The sequence below is a fragment of the Naasia lichenicola genome (assembly GCF_004801885.1).
Classification (GTDB): domain Bacteria; phylum Actinomycetota; class Actinomycetes; order Actinomycetales; family Microbacteriaceae; genus Naasia; species Naasia lichenicola.
On record NZ_SSSM01000004.1, the window covers coordinates 224,734 to 241,807 of the forward strand.

11 protein-coding genes and 1 pseudogene are annotated in these 17,074 nt (G+C 66.7%); 4 read left to right on the forward strand and 8 right to left on the reverse strand.

The window, feature by feature from the left end; translation table 11 throughout:
- Nucleotides 1-17 precede the first annotated feature (17 nt).
- The 4 genes from E6C64_RS09250 to E6C64_RS09265 all read right to left on the reverse strand — a co-directional run bounded on the left by E6C64_RS09250 (nt 18) and on the right by E6C64_RS09265 (nt 5,217).
- On the reverse strand, nt 18-1,421 hold the full coding sequence (locus tag E6C64_RS09250; RefSeq protein ID WP_438941849.1) for a sugar nucleotide-binding protein: 1,404 nt from the start codon (nt 1,419-1,421) through the stop codon (nt 18-20).
- Between the two features lie 5 nt (nt 1,422-1,426).
- Nucleotides 1,427-2,437, reverse strand: a complete 1,011-nt coding sequence (rfbB, locus tag E6C64_RS09255) for a dTDP-glucose 4,6-dehydratase (protein ID WP_136427226.1) — start codon at nt 2,435-2,437, stop codon at nt 1,427-1,429.
- Nucleotides 2,437-3,312 (reverse strand): glucose-1-phosphate thymidylyltransferase RfbA, encoded by an 876-nt coding sequence (gene rfbA / locus E6C64_RS09260; protein WP_136427227.1) that lies wholly within the window; start codon nt 3,310-3,312, stop codon nt 2,437-2,439. The genes rfbB and rfbA overlap by 1 nt, the downstream gene beginning before the upstream one ends.
- An 81-nt stretch (nt 3,313-3,393) precedes the next feature.
- Entirely contained in the window at nt 3,394-5,217 is a 1,824-nt protein-coding gene (locus tag E6C64_RS09265; protein ID WP_136427228.1) for a DUF4012 domain-containing protein, read from the reverse strand.
- Nucleotides 5,218-5,385: 168 nt separating this feature from the next.
- On the opposite strand from E6C64_RS09265, the gene E6C64_RS09270 reads away from it, so the two are divergent.
- Nucleotides 5,386-6,669, forward strand: a complete 1,284-nt coding sequence (locus tag E6C64_RS09270; protein WP_136427229.1) for an O-antigen ligase family protein — start codon at nt 5,386-5,388, stop codon at nt 6,667-6,669.
- Nucleotides 6,670-6,726: 57 nt separating this feature from the next.
- Here the strand turns inward: E6C64_RS09270 and E6C64_RS09275 are convergent, their stop codons facing one another.
- Nucleotides 6,727-8,688: a hypothetical protein gene (locus tag E6C64_RS09275; protein WP_136427230.1), complete on the reverse strand. Its 1,962-nt coding sequence runs from the start codon at nt 8,686-8,688 to the stop codon at nt 6,727-6,729.
- 211 nt (nt 8,689-8,899) lie between these two features.
- Between E6C64_RS09275 and E6C64_RS09280 the strand changes: the two genes are divergently transcribed.
- Nucleotides 8,900-11,125 carry a glycosyltransferase gene (locus E6C64_RS09280; RefSeq protein WP_136427231.1) on the forward strand — a complete coding sequence of 742 codons (2,226 nt, stop codon included), beginning with the start codon at nt 8,900-8,902 and terminating at the stop codon, nt 11,123-11,125.
- A gap of 94 nt (nt 11,126-11,219) precedes the next feature.
- Here E6C64_RS09280 and E6C64_RS09285 read toward each other — a convergent pair whose 3' ends face one another.
- The gene (locus tag E6C64_RS09285; RefSeq protein WP_136427232.1) at nt 11,220-13,337 is read right to left on the reverse strand and encodes a glycosyltransferase family 4 protein; all 2,118 of its coding nucleotides are present in this window, start codon (nt 13,335-13,337) and stop codon (nt 11,220-11,222) included.
- Nucleotides 13,338-13,474: 137 nt separating this feature from the next.
- Between E6C64_RS09285 and E6C64_RS19420 the strand changes: the two genes are divergently transcribed.
- Together E6C64_RS19420 and E6C64_RS09295 are read left to right on the forward strand one after the other, a co-directional pair.
- On the forward strand, nt 13,475-14,344 hold the full coding sequence (locus E6C64_RS19420; RefSeq protein ID WP_136427233.1) for an ABC transporter permease: 870 nt from the start codon (nt 13,475-13,477) through the stop codon (nt 14,342-14,344).
- A gap of 142 nt (nt 14,345-14,486) precedes the next feature.
- A pseudogene (locus tag E6C64_RS09295) lies at nt 14,487-15,074 on the forward strand (ABC transporter ATP-binding protein); the annotation flags it as partial.
- A 27-nt stretch (nt 15,075-15,101) separates the two neighbouring features.
- Here the strand turns inward: E6C64_RS09295 and E6C64_RS09300 are convergent.
- Nucleotides 15,102-16,022: an NAD-dependent epimerase/dehydratase family protein gene (locus tag E6C64_RS09300; protein WP_158437809.1), complete on the reverse strand. Its 921-nt coding sequence runs from the start codon at nt 16,020-16,022 to the stop codon at nt 15,102-15,104.
- 4 nt (nt 16,023-16,026) lie between these two features.
- A complete protein-coding gene (locus E6C64_RS09305) occupies nt 16,027-17,040 on the reverse strand; it encodes a GDP-mannose 4,6-dehydratase (protein ID WP_233255539.1) in 1,014 nt (337 codons plus the stop codon).
- Nucleotides 17,041-17,074 lie beyond the last annotated feature (34 nt).

A 17,074-nucleotide genomic window follows, 5' to 3' on the forward strand; every position in this document is an offset into this window, starting at 1 on the left:
ATTGGACCCTGCTGTCGCTACGATCTCGCGAGATAGGCCCGAAGGGCAAGGCTCGCTTCGCGCGGCTCAAAGCCCGCCGTACGCACCTTGGAGAGATCTAGGACGCTGTTCCTCGGACGCGGTGCGGCCTCCTTGCCTGCGAAGTACTCCTCCGTGCTGACACCGGTAACCTTCGCCGGATCATGCCCTGTGAGCGCGTAGACCTGGGCAGCGAGCTGAGCCCAGGACTGCGGTTCTCCTGTGTTGGACAGATTGTAGGTTCCGAACTGGACGCCCGAATTCACGAGGTGGGCGATGCCGTCCGCGATGTCATCCGCGAAGCTGAGCCGGCCGATCTGATCGTCCACGACAGCCGGGGCGACGCCGCGCTCCGCCAGGCCGGCCATGGTTCGCACGAAGTTCGCCCCCTGGCCGATCACCCAGCTGGTGCGCACGATGTAGTGCCGGTCCAACGTACCGACGATCGCGTCACCCGCTGCCTTGGTCTGTCCGTAGACGCCGAGTGGGCTGAACGGCTCGTCCTCCCTGTGCTCCCCCGCGACTGTGCCGTCGAAGACGTAGTCGCTGGAGACGTGGACGAGGGTGATGTCGTGCTGCTGCGCGACCTTGGCCAGCAGTGCGACAGCGGAGACGTTGGACTTCCACGAGGCGACCCGGCCTTCGGCGGTCTCCGCGACGTCGACCTTCGTATAGGCCGCGGCGTTCACGATGACTCCGTAGTCGCGCCAGTGCCTGTCCTCATACGCAGCCGGATCGGCGATGTCGAAGGTCTTCCGATCGGCGAACTCCGCGTCGGGGAACGCCGAGCGCAAGGCGATGCCGAGCTGCCCTCCTGCGCCGACGACGAGTGTCTTGCGCCCGGCCATCGGCACCACATCCGCGAGACGAGGGTGAGCGCGGTCCTTGTCCGACAGCTCCGCGTCGGCCAATGGCACGGGCCACTGGATTGCAGCCGTCTCATCGGCGAGGTTCAGGAACGTGTATGAGGCGTTCGCGCTCCAGTGATCGTTGACCAGGTAGCTGTAGACGGTGTTCGGCTCGAGCGTCTGGAACGAGTTGCCCACTCCGCGCGGCACGAACACGGCGCGGGTCGGGGTGAGCTCAATCGTGAAGACTCTGCCGAACGACTCCCCCGCACGCAGGTCGACCCAGGCGCCGAAGATCCGGCCCGACATGACGGAGACGAACTTGTCCCACGGCTCGGCATGGATGCCGCGGGTGGTGCCGACCTTCTCGTTGAAGGAGACGTTGTTCTGCACCGGGTGGAAGTCAGGCAGGCCGAGCGCGGTCATCTTCTCGCGCTGCCAGTTCTCCTTGAACCAGCCGCGCGAGTCTCCATGCACGGGCATGTCGACGACCACGAGGCCGGGGATGGAGCTGGTGGTCAGCTTCAGGGCCCCACCGTAGTGCAGATCAGGCACGGAGGTTACTGCCCCTTGGACGCGTAGAAGGCCTCGGTCGCGTCCTTGCTCGGGGCCCACCATGCCTCGTTGTCCCGGTACCAAGCGATGGTGTCCGCCAGTCCCGACTCGAAGTCGGAGAACTGCGGGGTCCAGCCGAGCTCGGTCCGGAGCTTGGTCGAGTCGATGGCGTAGCGGAGGTCATGTCCTGCGCGATCGGTGACGTGGTCGTACGCATCGGCGGGCTGGCCGAGCTCGGTGAGGATCAGCTCGACGACCTCCTTGTTGTTCTTCTCGCCGTCCGCGCCGATGAGGTAGGTCTCGCCGATGACGCCCTTTTCGAGGATCGTCAGCACGGCGGAGGAGTGGTCGTTCGCGTGGATCCAGTCGCGCACGTTCTCGCCCTTGCCGTAGAGGCGCGGCCGCTCGCCGCGGAGCACGTTGGTGATCTGGCGCGGGATGAACTTCTCCACGTGCTGATACGGCCCGTAGTTGTTGGAGCAGTTGGAGATCGTCGCCTGCAGGCCGAAGGAGCGCACCCAGGCGCGGACCAGCAGGTCGCTGCCGGCCTTGGTCGAGGAGTACGGGCTCGACGGGTTGTACGGCGTCTGCTCCGTGAAGCGCGCCGGGTCGTCGAGCTCGAGGTCGCCGTAGACCTCGTCGGTGGAGATGTGGTGGAAGCGGACACCGTGCTTCCGGGCCGCCTCGATCAGCGTGAAGGTGCCGATGATGTTGGTGGTGAGGAACGGGCTCGGGTCGTTGAGCGAGTTGTCGTTGTGCGACTCGGCGGCGTAGTGCACCACCGCGTCGCCGGGACCGGACAGCTGGGCGACGAGCGGGTCGACGACGCTCGCGTCGGCGATGTCGCCGACGACCAGCTCGAAGCGCTGGGGATCGAGTCCCTCCAGCGAGGCGCGATTGCCTGCATAGGTCAGCTTGTCGAGGACCGTGACCGTATGGCCGGTGTTCTCGAGGACGTAGTGGACGAAGTTGGAGCCGATGAAGCCGGCTCCTCCGGTGACGAGGAGGCGACCCATCAGTTGTCCTTGCCGCGCTGAAGCAGCTCCAGCAGGTACGTGCCGTAGCCCGACTTCACCAGCGTCTCGGCTCGCGCGCGCAGCTGGTCGTCGGAGAGGAAGCCCTGACGCCAGGCGATCTCCTCGGGCGCACCGATCTTGAGACCCTGACGACGTTCGATAGTGCGCACGTATTCGCTCGCGTCGGTCATGGAGTCGAAGGTCCCCGTGTCGAGCCATGCGGTGCCCCGCGGGAGGACCTCGACCTGCAGCGAGCCGCGCTCGAGGTAGGCGCGGTTGACGTCGGTGATCTCGTACTCGCCGCGGTGAGACGGCTTCAGACCAGCCGCGATCTCGATCACGTCGTTGTCGTAGAAGTAGAGGCCGGGCACGGCGAAATTGCTCTTCGGGTTGGCGGGCTTCTCCTCGAGGCTCAGTGCAAACCCCGACTTGTCGAACTCGACCACTCCGTAGGCCTTGGGGTCGGCGACCCAGTAGGCGAAGATCGCGCCACCGCGCAGACCGTGGAAGCGACGCAGCCGCGTGCCCATGCCCTGGCCGAAGAAGATGTTGTCGCCGAGCACCAGCGCGACCTCGTGGTCGCCGATGAAGTCGGCGCCGATGACGAAGGCCTGGGCGAGACCGTTCGGCTCTTCCTGCACGGCGAACTGGATGGTGACGCCGAACTGCGAGCCGTCGCCGAGCAGGCGCTCGAACGAGTCCCGGTCATGGGGCGTGGTGATCACGAGGATGTCGCGAACGCCCGCCGCGATCAGGGTCGACAGCGGGTAGTAGATCATCGGCTTGTCGTAGATCGGGACGAGCTGCTTCGAGACGCCGAGAGTGATCGGGTGCAACCGTGATCCGGTGCCGCCCGCAAGGATGATTCCACGCATTGTTCCAGCATGTCAGGGGCAGGTTACGCGCGCGTATCCCCAGAACGAGCCGCGGACCGCGGCGAACGCCGCTCCTCTGCGTTAGCCAGCGCAGATGGCCGGTTCAGCGACAACGACGTCGGTGGGGTGGACCATCGGGGTGGTCGTGAGCGCGAGCGGGCCGTAATCCCCTGCGACGCCGGTGAAGCGCACAGTGACCGTCGTCGTGCCCTCCGCCCCCAGCAGTGCATTCATCCGGACGATCGGCCGCCCCAGATCCCCGCCGTTGCTCAACACGGTGTTCGCGATGCCGGGCACGTCGACCGTGCTGTCCAGGAAGGTCGCTCCTGGCGGTCCCAGGATGTAGACATCCGTGAGAAATTGTCCGCGGGGGAGGGAGCCCGCGGCGACGTAGGAAGGCAGGCGATCCGCCTTGGCCTGGGTCAACAGCGAGCTGAGCGTGTAGGTGATGGTGAAGACCGGGGCGTCAGGCGCCGTGCAGTAGTCGGCGGTCAGGTCTACGACACTCGAGACCCAGTAATCGATCTTGGACGCGGACTGATCGTTGAAGTAGACGCCGGCCGTCGTCGCAGTGGTGTTGTCCGACGGGAGCACCCCGGCGAGTGGCAGGGTCGCGATCTGCGCCTGCTCCATCTCGTTCGTCGACCAAGCCAGGAATCTGCCCTGCGTGGCCGCCTCCTCGAGGGCGGAGAGAAGCTTCTTCGGATCGGTGCCACCAGAGGTGAGTGCGGAGAAGACGGAACCAGCCGCCTCTGCGAAGAAGCGGTCGGAGTCGTCGGGATCGGGATAGTTCTCGTAAGCGTCCGAGAGGATGAGCTTGACGGCGTTGTCGCTCGTGAGCGTCTCGCCTGTGGAGAGCTGGATCGGGCCCGTCGCGTCGAGCAGCGAGGCAAGGGCGATGGGGTCGAATGAGATGACGCCGTCGATGGTTCCGCCGAATACGCTTTCCCACCACCCCTTGCCCAGCTGCGCGGTGAACGGGAAGTCGGGGCGGGTCGCGACGTCCTGGATGTAGCGCGGGAAGCTCGGGTAATAGACCGAGTAGATGTTGGGATCGATGGCGATCGGCGGCTCAGCGTTGCGGGGAAAGTCGCCGCTCGACGCCTGCTGCGCAATCGACACGGCACCGTTGTCGACATGGATGAGCAGCAGCGAAGCGACGTTCCCGCCGAGGCTGCGCGCCTCGGCGTTGTTCTGGAACATCAGCAGGTAGTTGCGCGGACCGTCTGAGCCGAGCAGCGACGGGATGATCTGAGTGGCGATCCGCGCCGACGCGGTGGTGCCCGCGGCCTTCGCGATGAGACGCTCGACCTGCGCGCGGGAGTCGACGATCTCCTGCAGGGTTCCAGAGGTGTCGAGTGCTGCGACCTTGACCTTCGCCGAGGCGAGCGCGTCATCGCTGGAGGCGACCACCTCGCGCGCGTCGATGATCGGCTGAAGCGACACCCGCCCGTCTACGGGCCTCAGGGTGGAGATGTCGATGTTCGAGGCCACGCCGGCAAGCGGGACCAGTGCATCGACGGCGACCTCATCCACGGCTGCGATCAGCTGCCGACCGACGGACAGGTTCTTGCCCAGCACCGGGACGCCTTCGGCCGCTCGCCAGACCCAGTCGCTGGTCAGCTCGCGCGCGTGCCCCGTCTCCGCGCGGATTCCCTCCGCGAGAACCGCAGAACCCGCTGGGTCAGTCGTGACGGACTTCTGCAGCTCGCGGACCAGCGTCTGCGCGTGGTTGAGCGAATTCCGTGCCTCGTCGGCACGAACTGCGAGGTAGATCGTGCATGCTCCGAGTACCACGACGACCGCCAGGACCAGAATGCCGCCTACCAGCGCTGCCCGTCTGCGGGACATGAACGGCCGAGTTCTCTGGGCGTCGTCGCCATCGAACTGCGAGACATCGGCCACCCGGGAAGGCTACAGCGGACCTCTGCGTCATCAGCCGTAGCGCGGCCCCCCAAACCGGGTCTCATCCGCTCGGTCGCAGCGACGGAGACCGCGGATCTCGGGGCCGTGCCGACCGGCCGCCGTGCGCATGGGTGTCCAGGAACATGCGCCGCTACCGTGGTCCTCGACATGACCGTGCCGAAGCCACCCCTGCGCATCCCCAGCCAGCTGCTGGGCTTCTTCGGGTCGGCCCCTGTCACGTCCGCTCTGACGACCACGATCGTGGCGACCATCTTCTTCACCCATGTCATTCGCAGCACGATCGCCTGGCCCGGGCTGGTCGCGATCCTCATCGGTCTGACGCTCTGCGCCGCATTGTCGCTCGCAGCGCGACGGGATGAGCTCAACTGGCAGGGGGTGCTTCCGCTCACCCTGCTCCTCCTCGTCGGCTGGAGCGCCGCATCTCTGACCTGGAGCGAGTACTCCCGCGCTTCGCTCACGAGCGTGCTTTACCAGCTCGCCATCGCCTTCCTCGCCGTCTACGTCGCGGTCGCACGCGATCTCATCCAGATCGTGCGCGCGTTCGGCGACGTGCTGCGCGTGGTGCTCGTCCTGTCGCTGGCGCTGGAGATCCTGTCCGGCCTTCTCATCGACACCCCGATCTCGTTCCTCGGCATCCTCGGCAACCTGGCGGGCGGCGGCCCGATCCAGGGCATCGTCGGCACGCGCAACATGCTCGGGATCGTCGCGGTGATCGCGGGGATCACGTTCGCGATCGAACTGACAACGAGATCGGTGCCCAGAGGAGTCGCCATCGGCAGCCTCATCGTCGCCGGTCTCGCCTTCCTGCTCACCCGTTCCCCCGTGGCCGCGGGAGCCGCCGTCGTGGTCCTCATCGCCTCGGCGGCGCTGATCGGCATCCGGCGGGCGAGCGCCGAGCACCGCCCCATCATCCAGCTCGCCATCGCCGCGGCCTCCGTGGTCGGGCTCTTCTTCGCATACGCACTGCGGGCCCGGGTCGTGGATTCGCTCAATGCAGGTGGTGAGTTCGAAGTGCGCTACGCGCTCTGGCAGCGCATCATCGGGCTGACTTCGATCAATCCGCTCGAGGGCTTCGGCTGGATCGGCACGTGGCGCACCGATATAGCTCCCTACTTCGCCATCGACACCCTGAACGGCCGCGAGCCCACCTCAGCCCTGAACGCCTTCATCGACGTGTGGCTGCAGCTCGGCATCGTCGGCCTCGCGATCTTCATCGTGTTCATCGGCCTGGCGCTCGTCCGCGCGTGGATCGTGGCCTCCAACCGCCGAGCGGTCACCCACGTGTGGCCGGCGCTGCTGCTCGTGCTCATCGTGGTCACGTCTGCCGCCGAGAGCTTCGCACTGGTGGAGATCGGCTGGTTCTGCCTCGTCATCTGCGTCGTGCGCGCCGCCCAGGAGCTCAGCTGGCGCCGCGGGCTCCGGGCGGTGTGAGTCGCAGCGCGGCCACGGCGTCGTTGTCGGAGCGCGAAGGTAGCCCGGTCATGCAGGTCAGATGGTGCACCGGTTGGCGAAGACCCTGACCCCGATCGGATAGTTGACGTCCGCGTCGATGTCCTCCACCGCGGTGAGGCACGACGAGAAATCCGGGAGGAGACGCTTCCAGCGGGTTTCGTCATCCTGATACAGGACAAGGAAATCAGAGTCGACCGTGGGATCCTCCTGCCGGGTCGCGCTCCCCGTGTACTGGGCGAGCTGCACCGGAATCACGTCATTGCAGAGCCCCGGACCATACAGCGCGTAGGGCAGAGTGGTGAGCGTCGTCGCCTCGAGCACACCGCCCGACCCCACTCCGCCATTCGTCTGCACGGTGATCTTCACGCATTCGTCCGGAGCGTCGGGCAGCCAGGCCGATGCGAAGCCCTGTCCCCATGGATTGCCCGGGCTGTTCGGCTGATACCGCTCGTTCAGGCTGCTGAGCGCCCGGACGTCGCCGAGCCCGGGGTAAACATTGCGTTCGGTCCAGAGGATCTGGGCGCTGGCGGCTACCAGCGCGATGGTGGCGACGAGGGCTCCGACCCATCGCCGGGGCGGTGCCGCAGGAGCGAACAGCAGAATGGCGCACAGGAGCACGACGGTTGGCCCGATCACATACCTCGCATCGAAGGTCGCGGGCTGAAGCAGGAGGATGACGGCGGCCACGACCGCCATCAGGAGCTGAGGGCGCCACGGGATCAGGAACCTCGAGGGCCGGCTCATTCCGCGACGAGTGACGACGAGGCCCACCGCGACCAGGGCGATGGCAAGTACCAGAACGATCAGCGGCATGTAGCCAAACCCACCCGCCCGAGGGTCGTAGTCGGTCTTCAGCACGCCCTGGGTCATGCCGAGCAGCAGGTTGTCCGCGTAGGTCTTCCACCGGAGGGGGTCCACCAGGCCGGAACCACGATCACCCGAGGCGAAGACACTGAAGTCGATGATGCCGGGGAAGACGATGGGCCCGAAGCTCGTGGTGACGGGATATACCGGGCTGCCGTGCTCGATGAGGTTGCGGAGGTAGAAGGCTGCAGCGGCCGGACCGACGATGAGCAACGCGATCGCGAAGCGCGCGACGCCGCGGAGGACGTCGCGAGCACCGCTGTTCCGCCCCCGGATCGCCATCACCACGACGGCGACGCCGATCAGGAGAGCGCCGGTCAGCAGACCCGCGGGCTTCATCGCGGGGATAGCGAGCACCGTGACGGCCAGCACGATAAGGTCCGGCGTCCGAGGCCGACGGATCAGGGTCATCAGCGCGATAGCGGCGACGATGGCGGCCGCATAGCCCAGGTCCACGTACAGGATCCGCGGCTGCATCCAGATCACCGGAGTGGTCACCATCAGCGCTGCAAAGGGTGCCCGAGACCAGGACGAGGGGAACCGTGGGCGCAGGAGGGCCGAGATCGCTGCGATGAGGATCGCCAGATGCGGGATCTGTATGCCGTTGTCGAAGACCGTGGCTCCGGTGAACGTAGCGAGGTTCAGCCCCGTGACCATGGTCAGATCGGTGTAGAACATGTACTGGTTGGGCACATCCCAGCCCCAGATGGTGCCGTGCTGAACGAGCTCGGCGAGGACGGGGCCGTGGTACAGCTGGCCGTCGATAGACAGCTCCGGCGAGAGCGCGGCCGCCACGACCTGCACCAGCACGACGGCCGCCACGATCGCGAGAGCTCCGACGTGTCGTCGGAGCAGCGGCAGAACGGAGTCGGATGTCCGGCGCAGCCTGCCCCGGAGTCGGGAACTGACCAGTGACAGGCCGATGACGACGGCCAGAATCGGGTTGAAGGCGGTCCACGGGATTCCGAGGAGCATCGCTCCCAGGCACACCACTGCGTAGCCGTCCACGGCGACGAGCAGGCCCATCAGGATCGCCAGGCTGCGCCCCCGACGCGGCGCGCTGATCAGGTAGACGGTGGCGAAGATGGCGGCCTGGACAACGAGCCCGACGGCCCCCGCCAGCATGTTGAGCATTGGGCGAGACTACCGTCGGAGTGCGTCCGCCGAACGAGGCGACAGGCCGCCTGGTGCCTAAAGCGCCGCCGATCGAGGACTTCGATCCGCCGGCGGGTCCAACGACCCGCGTACGCGCAGCCTGCTCGTGAGATGCTCCGATGAGAGAATCTCTCGCCGGACGCTCGAGTCGGAGCCGCGGGCCTTGCGCTTCGCGGCGCGAAAGGATTTCATGCCGCTGCCCCCTCACGTCGATCTCACAGTGGTCGTCACGACCCACGGCGAGGGACGACTGCTTCGCCCCACCCTGCGGTCGGTCGAGAGCGGGATCGCGATGCTCGACGGCGAATCCGTCGAGCTCCTCCTGGTGCGGGACAACGCTGACGCTCTCACCATCCGCGAGACCGACAGCTGGGCGGCTCGGACCACGCCGACATACTCGACGCGCATCCTCGACGTGGCTTTCGGCGAATCCGGCGCGTCTCGCAACGCAGGAGCTACGGCCGCGACGGGCGAGTACGTGGCCTTCGTCGACGGAGACGATCTGGTCTCGGCGCGCTACCTCGTCGGAGCTCTGCACGCCCTCCGCAGCTCGACGGTTCCCCTCGTGATGCATCCGGAGTATGTGGTGAGCTTCGGCGCCCGAACGCTCCTCTGGCGGACCGAGTCGACGCGGACCCATGACATCTCGTACCGCGACCTCATCCGACACAACATCTGGCCGTCGTCTGCGGTGACCCGCCGCGACCTGTTCCTCGCCCACCCGTACCGGTCCCTGCCACCTGAGGCGGGATACGGACCGGAGGACTGGATCTGGAACATCGACACATCCGCTGCGGGAATAGCCCATGACGTGGTCGACGACTCCGTCTTCTTCTACCGCGTCCGCGCCCGCGGTGGCGTCAACAACCGGCATGCGATCTCCGTGCTGCCGCACTTCGACCTCGACGCACTCCGTCGCCAGCTCCCACTCACCGGACACGCCGGTGATACCCCGTCCTCGCGAGGGTTCCGGCACGCGCTGGTCGGGCTGTATCACGTCACCCGCCCTATCGCCCGGCGTCTCACCGGCTGGCTCAGCAGCGACATCCGAAGCGTGATCTACCGGACGGCGCGCTGGACCGCGCGAGCGATCACCGGACGTGGAGCTACCGAGACCATCGGCGAGATCCCACCTCGAGTGCTTTCGGCGCTGCATGCGGCGTCCGAACTCGACCCCTCGATCTCCTGGGCGGCATATCGCTTCCAGACCACCCCGGTCTGGCATGCCAGGGACGACGGCTATGCAGAGATCATCGAGGCCGCTCTGGAGCGCCTGCCGTCGCAGGGCGGCGCAATCGTCGCCGTGCCGTGGGTGGGGATCGGCGGGGCCGATCTGGTGTCGCTCAACTACGCGCGAGCGCTGCAGGCCTCCGAGCGGTTCTCGGGGAAGACCTCATTCCTCGGGACGTTCCTCGAGGAGCGCACTCGTCTCGATCTCATCCCGGACGACATTCCCTACGTCCACCTCCACAAGAGATGGCTGGCCTTCCCACCGCACGTTCGACGCCGTCTCATCGCCCAGATCATCATCCTCGCCCGCCCGGAGCTGCTGGTCTCGGTGAATTCCTTCCACGTCACGGAATCGCTGCAAGATCACGCGGCACAGATCACGGATGGCACGCGGGTCTTCGCGACTCTGTTCGCGTTCGATCGGATCGGGGACGGATTCCCCGTCAATCCCATCACCGATGACAGCCAGCGCGACTACCTGGATCACATTGACGGCCTCATCACCGACAACACGATGACAGCGGCACTCATCGAGGAGATCCTGGCCCTCCCCCGGGATCACATCCTCGTCCACCGGCAGCCAGCGGCGGGGGAACGCCCTGCTTCGACCGGCTGGGCCGCGTCCGACGACACCGCCTTCACCGCTGCGCATCCGTTCCGCCTGCTCTGGCCGCACCGGCTCGACGAGGAGAAGCGCCCCGACGCCCTGATTGCCATCGCGCAGGAGCTCACCCGCCGGAAGCTGCCCGCCGTGGTCGAGATCTGGGGGCAGCGGGTTCTGACCGGTGAGGGCGACGGCCTGATGAAGAACCTGGCGCGCGCCGGCGTGCTCTATCGCGGCCCGTACAGCGGCGGGCTGTCCGGCATCGACCTCTCCGGCTACCACACGCTCCTTCTCACGTCGAAGTCTGAAGGGCTTCCCCTTGTGCTCGTGCAGGCTCTGCAGATGGGCCTGCCGGTCCTAGCATCGAACGTGGGCGGCGTTCCCGACATCATCATCGATGGCGAGACGGGCCTGCTCACGGCAGGTCCCGACGACGCTGTCGGCTACGCCGACGCGGTCGAGCGGCTGATGGCCGATATAGACCTGCGCAGATCGCTGATCTCGGGCGGCGAGCGCTTCGCGCGCGAGCGCCACTCCTGGCAGGCATTCCTCGGCACCGTGGAAGGCAGTCTGTTCGGCTGACCGCCGAACGCCGGCGGCTGTCGCTGTCGCAGAGCGGGTCAGAGGAGCCGAGCAGAACCGAAGAGACAGCACGGCTCGGCCGGGAAGGGCCGGCTCACGACAGGTAGCCCTTCACCTCCCGAAGCCGCCTCTCGAAAGCGGCAGTGCTGAACTCGCTCTCGATCCGCTTCCGAGCGACATGTGCTCTCAGACCGGCCTGTTCCGGGTCGGCGGAGATCTCCAGCAGCCGCGCGACATAGGCGTCCACGTCGTCGAATCGCTGCACCGGGAAGCCCGTCGTCTCGTCGAGCACCTCACCGACGCCGCCCACCATCGGGGCGACCACAGGGACGCCATGCGACATCGCCTCTAGGACAGTGAGCGGCACGCCCTCCCACTCGCTGGTGAGCAGATAGACATCGAGGTCCTCGAAGGGGAGATCAGCGAAGTCGCCGAACGGAGGGTGGCGGATCGCTCCCGCTTCGTCGAGGCGCCGCAACGTCGTGGTCAGGGCCGGATCCCCCATCACCTCGACGCCGTAGAAATGCAGCTGGATGGGCAAGCGCCGTGCGCGAACGGTCGATGCCACGCCTGCGAGGACGTCGAGGCGCTTGGGCAGGTCGAATCTTCCCGCCCAGAAGACTCGAAGCGGTCCGTCCGATGGGCGCGCGGCGCGCATCGGCCCGACGTCCACCACACTGCGCTGCACCACGAATCGGTCGCGGGCGTAGCCGAGCTGACGCACAGCGGTCTCCACGAAGTGCTCGCTGTCGACCAGTACGGCCGATATCGGATCGAGGAACCCTGGTCGGCGTAGGAAGAGGACGGAGAGTCTCTCGCCGTCGTCGGACCGATCGATGGCGAAGGTCGTGAGGAACAGTCCGCTCTCGACCGCCATCCTGTCCCCGAGCCGCTCGAGCACGTCGAACGCGACTGTCGAGTTGAAGGCGTGGATGACCTTGGGCCGCAGCTGCACCATGAGTGCTGGGACGATCGTCTCGACGAAGCGATCCCGATGGACACCTGCGTCCAGGGCCTCGCGCAGCTCTAGGCGGCGAACCTCCGCGGGCAGAGCGGCCAGCATCGACGACTCGACAGGCTCCGTCGTCACAACCCCCACCGTGCTGGCGGGCGACACGCGCCGCACGGTCCGCACATACTGCCGCAGCACTGCATCCCCCCCGCCTGTGCGCAGCCAGGGCGCGAAGTAGAGGTAGTCGACCGAGCCGCCCAGCCCCGCGAGGGCCCACCAGTACGCCTCCGCCGTCGCATCCCGCTCCGCGCGATCCGCCTCGGGCCGCTCGTACCATTCGGAGACATCGGGCCGGGGGTACGGCACAAGGGGCTCGAGAGTGTTCGCTCCCGACCAGGCCTGTCGGCACCACTCTGGGAAGGGGTCGCGGCCGGTGTCGCTGCGGACGGCCCGCTGCATGGCGCTCACTGCGCGACCGACCCGGCGCCCCATGGGAATGCGGGAAAGCACAGCGGCTGCAGCCGAGGGCGCCTGAGCGCGCGGCGGGACTTCTGCTCGACCGCCGGAATCCGACAGGCACGCAAGAGCGGGAAGGGGCACCGGATGCCACGCCCATGGTGCGTGGTCCGTCCAGACCCGCTGGAAGACGAGTGTCTCAGGAATCAGGACGTGCCGGACTCCGAGGTCGACGGCCGCCCCATGCCAGGCATGGTCGAGGACTTCGTCGTCCGCCGAGGTCGCGGCGACCTGCTCCCAGGTATCTCTCCGAGCGACTGCCGCGCACGCCCAACCGCCGGCGACCGGAAGCAGACGGACACCGTCCTCATGCGACGGCTGCGTCCACCATCCGCTCCTCCGCCCGAATGTCACCGCCACCTCTGGATGTGCCATCACGGGCACCGCAGCGCCGCGGACAGTGTCGGCAGCCGCAGCCAGCCATCCGGCTCCGATCAGGTCGCCGCCATCGATCATCGCCACGATCCGCGCGGAAGACACCGCAAGAGCAGCGCGGCGCTGCTCTCCGCGAGAGGGGCCGCCCTCGACGACGCGGACGCCGGTGAGCTGCGCCTCGTCCATCAGGCGGCGCATCGCCGCAGCATCCGCCGTGGCGACGGCGACCAGTATCTCGAGGGATGCCCCAAGGCGCGACTCCCCGATGGATCTCACGGTGGGGAGGACGCTTCGGCCCGCCGCGCCTGCCGATACGACGATGGTGAGGTCTGGTTCGCGCTCGAGGGATTCGGACACGCCGACGCTCACCTCCTCGCCTGGTTCACGCGGCAGAGCGCGCACGCATTGATCTCGACCATTCGAATCCCCTGTCCGGCCAACGTGCTGCGCGCGCAACGGCACTTACACTAATCCGACGGGCGGTGCCTCGCGCCCCTAAGGAGATCATGACCACCGAAACGACTTCGGTCCCCGCGCTCCGCGCGCCGGGTGCCGGCCTCGGCCTCCTCGACGTCTTCCGACGCAGGCATCTTCTCGCACTTCTGGTGCGGAAGGAGGTGCAGATCCGCTACCGCGGCTCCATCCTCGGCTGGCTGTGGTCGTATGTGAAGCCGCTGACCCAGTTCGCGGTGTTCTTCGTCGCGCTCGGCATCGTGCTGCGCCAGGGCGAGACGATCGGCTACTACGCGCTGTATCTGCTGTCCGGGATGATGATCGTCACGTTCTTCACCGAGGCGTTCCAGAACGGCACCCGCAGCATCATCGACAACTCCGCCCTGATCAAGAAGATCTTCATCCCCCGTGAGCTCTTCCCAGTGGCGAGCACGCTCGTCGCGGTGGTGAACACGCTTCCGCAGGTCGTCGTCGTCTTCGTGATCGCGCTGATCTCCGGGTGGCAGTTCTCGTTAGGCGCTGTCGCCGCCATCCTGCTCTCCCTGCTGATCATCACCGTCTTCGCCACAGGACTCGGCATGCTCTTCGGCGCAGTGAACGTCGCTTTCCGCGATGCGCAGAGCTTCGTCGAGATCATCGGCATGTGCGCGGTGTGGGCGTCCCCTGTGCTCTACCAGTGGCACCTCGTCGCGGACCGCGTCGGCGAGGGCGCGCTGTTCACTCTCTACAGCATCAACCCGATCACGGCTGCGGTGGAGTTGTCTCACGCCGGGTTCTGGATGCCCTTGCATCCCAAGAACGGCCTGGTCCTGCCGAATCTCGTCCCCGCCAGCCTCGCCGGACTGGCGATCGCCTTCGCAACCCTGCTGCTCGGGCAGTTCGTCTTCCGCAGACTGGAGGGTCGCTTTGCTCAAGACCTCTGAGCCCGCTCGAACGGACGCGGTCGTCGTCGATGGCCTGCGCAAGACCTTCACTCTCCGTCACACCCACTCATTCAAGGAGACGTTCCTCGCAGCGCTGCGACGCAAGCCGCTGACCACTCAATTCCAAGCTCTTGAAGGCGTGTCGTTCTCCATCAAGCAGGGTGAGTCGGTCGCGCTGCTCGGCTACAACGGTTCGGGCAAATCCACGATGCTCAAGCTGATCTCGGGGGTCCTCTCCCCGGACGAAGGCAAGGTGCTCACGCGCGGCCGGGTGGCCGGGCTCATCGAGGTGGGCGCCGGCTTCCATCCCGACCTGTCGGGACGAGAGAACGTGTATCTCAACGCCGCCATCCTCGGCATGTCCAAGAAGGAGACGGACGCGCTGTTCGACGACATCGTCGCCTTCAGCGAGATCGAAGCTTTCATCGACACCGAGGTGAAGCACTACTCCTCGGGCATGTTCCTCCGGCTGGCGTTCTCGGTCGCGATCCACACCGAGGTCGACATCCTCCTCATCGACGAGATCCTGGCGGTCGGCGACGAGCCCTTCCAGCAGAAGTGCCTCGCCCGCATCCGCGGGCTGCACGATGCGGGCAAGACCCTTGTGGTCGTGAGCCACGACCTCGACATGGTGTCGAACCTCTGCCAGCGCGGCGTGCTGCTGCGCGGCGGATCGATCGCCTTCGATGGCGACAGCAAGGAAGCCGTCGCCATGATGCGGGCGGGCTGACCCCGGGCTCTCCCGGGATCACCGCCATCAGGACGACCGGAGGAAATCCCGGATCGACTCTTCGAACGGACGCCGGGGGGCCCAGCCCGTCTCGTTCCGCAGACGGCTCGCGTCGCCGACAACCGACGACGGATCGATGGCGCGATCCCTCACCATGTCGACTTCGGGAGACGGGATGCCCATCGCGTCCGCCAGGACGTCGAGAACCTCCCACCCCGACCTCGCCGTGCCGCTCGCCACGTTGTAGGTGTCGTGCTGCAGGGGCTCGGCGACGAGCAGCTTGAGATAGGCCTCGGCGACGTCGCGCACGTCCGTGTAGTCGCGGCGGGCGTCGAGGTTGCCCACCCGCATCGGCACACCCGCCTCTCGATCCGCGAGCCGCGCCGCCAGGTCCGGAACGATGTAGCCACGGCTCTGGCCCGGGCCGATGTGGTTGAGCGGGCGGGCCACGACCGTGTCGAGTCCCCGTGCACGGTAGTAGGCCGCCTGGTTCTCGACGAGCACCTTGGACACCGCGTACGGCGAGCTGAACGCGATAGGACTGCCTTCGTCGATGGGTGCTGCCGTCGAGCCCGAGTAGACAGCGCCCGAGCTGACGACGATGATCCGTGCTGCGCTCACTGCCGCCAGCAGCGGCTCGCAGAGATTGGTGAACATCGCACTGTTCGAGGAGATGTAGCGCTGAGGCTCATCGAACGAGCGCCCCACCTGCGCCAGGCCCGCCAGATGCACGACGGCGTGGACATCCGTGAACGGGACGATCTCATCCGCCAGATCGGAGGAGCGATACGAGCTCAGATGCTCCATCCCAGCGGACTGCTCCAGAGGAGCCGAACCCATGCCGAGGACCTCGTACCCCCGATCGGCTAGGAGCCCCGTGAGCGTGCGACCCACGAACCCGGTAGCCCCGGTGACGAGGACTCGACCGCCGTCGGGGAGGGCCGTCACGCGTTCAGACCGCTCCGCCGACGGTCGAGCGTCCCGGACTGAGACGCGCGACATCATGGCGGACCATCGTCTCCACGAGGCCGGGGAAGTCCACCTCGCGACGCCATCCGAGCATGTCCTCCGCCTTCGCCGGGTTGCCGAGGAGGATGTCCACCTCGGCGGGACGGGTGAAGTTCTCGTTCCGCTTCACATAGGCAGACCAGTCGTCGATCCCGATCTGAGCGAAGGCGAGGGTGAGGAACTCCTCGATCGAATGCGTCTCCCCCGTCGCGAGCACGAAATCATCCGGCTCCGGGTGCTGGAGCATCTGCCACATCCCGCGCACGTAGTCGCCCGCGTACCCCCAGTCGCGCTTCGGCCATAGGTCGCCGAGCTGAACATCGTCCTGCAGTCCGAGCGAGATGCGGGCGACTGCGTCGGTGATCTTGCGGGTGACGAACTCGAGCCCTCGCCTCTCCCCCTCGTGGTTGAAGAGAATGCCGCACGATGCGTACATGCCATAGCTCTCACGGTAGTTCTTGGTGATCCAGTGACCGTAGAGCTTGGCGACCCCATAGGGGCTCCTCGGGTGGAACAGCGAGTTCTCGTCGTAGCCGAGACCTGGACGGTTGTAATCCAGCCCGCCGTACATCTCCGACGTCGAAGCCTGGTAGAACTTCGTCTTCTCGGCCCGGCCGGTGAGTCGGATCGCCTCGAGAGCGTTCAGGACGCCTCGGCCGGTCGTGTCGAGGGTGAGAGTCGGGTTCTTGAAGGAGTAGCCGACGTGACTGATGGCCGCCAGGTTGTAGAACTCGTCGGGGTCCGACTGCTCGACGGCGCGGATCAGGGAGGATGAATCGAGCAGATCCGCCTCGATGAGCGTGACAGCCGGGAACTCCTGAAGGAAGACGTCCTTCTTCAGGTTGCTCTGACCTCGAATGACGCCGAAGACCTCGTATCCCTCCTCGAGGAGGAGCTTGGTGAGGTGGCCACCGTCCTGGCCTGTGACCCCGGTGATCAATGCCGACTTGGTTCCCAAAAGTGACGCCTCCAGGTCGCGAAAGGTCGCACGC

Excerpts from the sequence above, each read along its gene's own strand:
- rfbB (WP_136427226.1), bottom strand. The coding sequence starts at position 2,437 with ATGGGTCGCCTCCTCGTCACCGGAGGAGCCGGCTTCATCGGCTCCAAC.
- rfbA (WP_136427227.1), bottom strand. The coding sequence starts at position 3,312 with ATGCGTGGAATCATCCTTGCGGGCGGCACCGGATCACGGTTGCACCCG.
- E6C64_RS09270 (WP_136427229.1), top strand. The coding sequence starts at position 5,386 with ATGACCGTGCCGAAGCCACCCCTGCGCATCCCCAGCCAGCTGCTGGGC.
- E6C64_RS09275 (WP_136427230.1), bottom strand. The coding sequence starts at position 8,688 with ATGCTCAACATGCTGGCGGGGGCCGTCGGGCTCGTTGTCCAGGCCGCC.
- E6C64_RS09280 (WP_136427231.1), top strand. The coding sequence starts at position 8,900 with ATGCCGCTGCCCCCTCACGTCGATCTCACAGTGGTCGTCACGACCCAC.
- E6C64_RS19420 (WP_136427233.1), top strand. The coding sequence starts at position 13,475 with ATGACCACCGAAACGACTTCGGTCCCCGCGCTCCGCGCGCCGGGTGCC.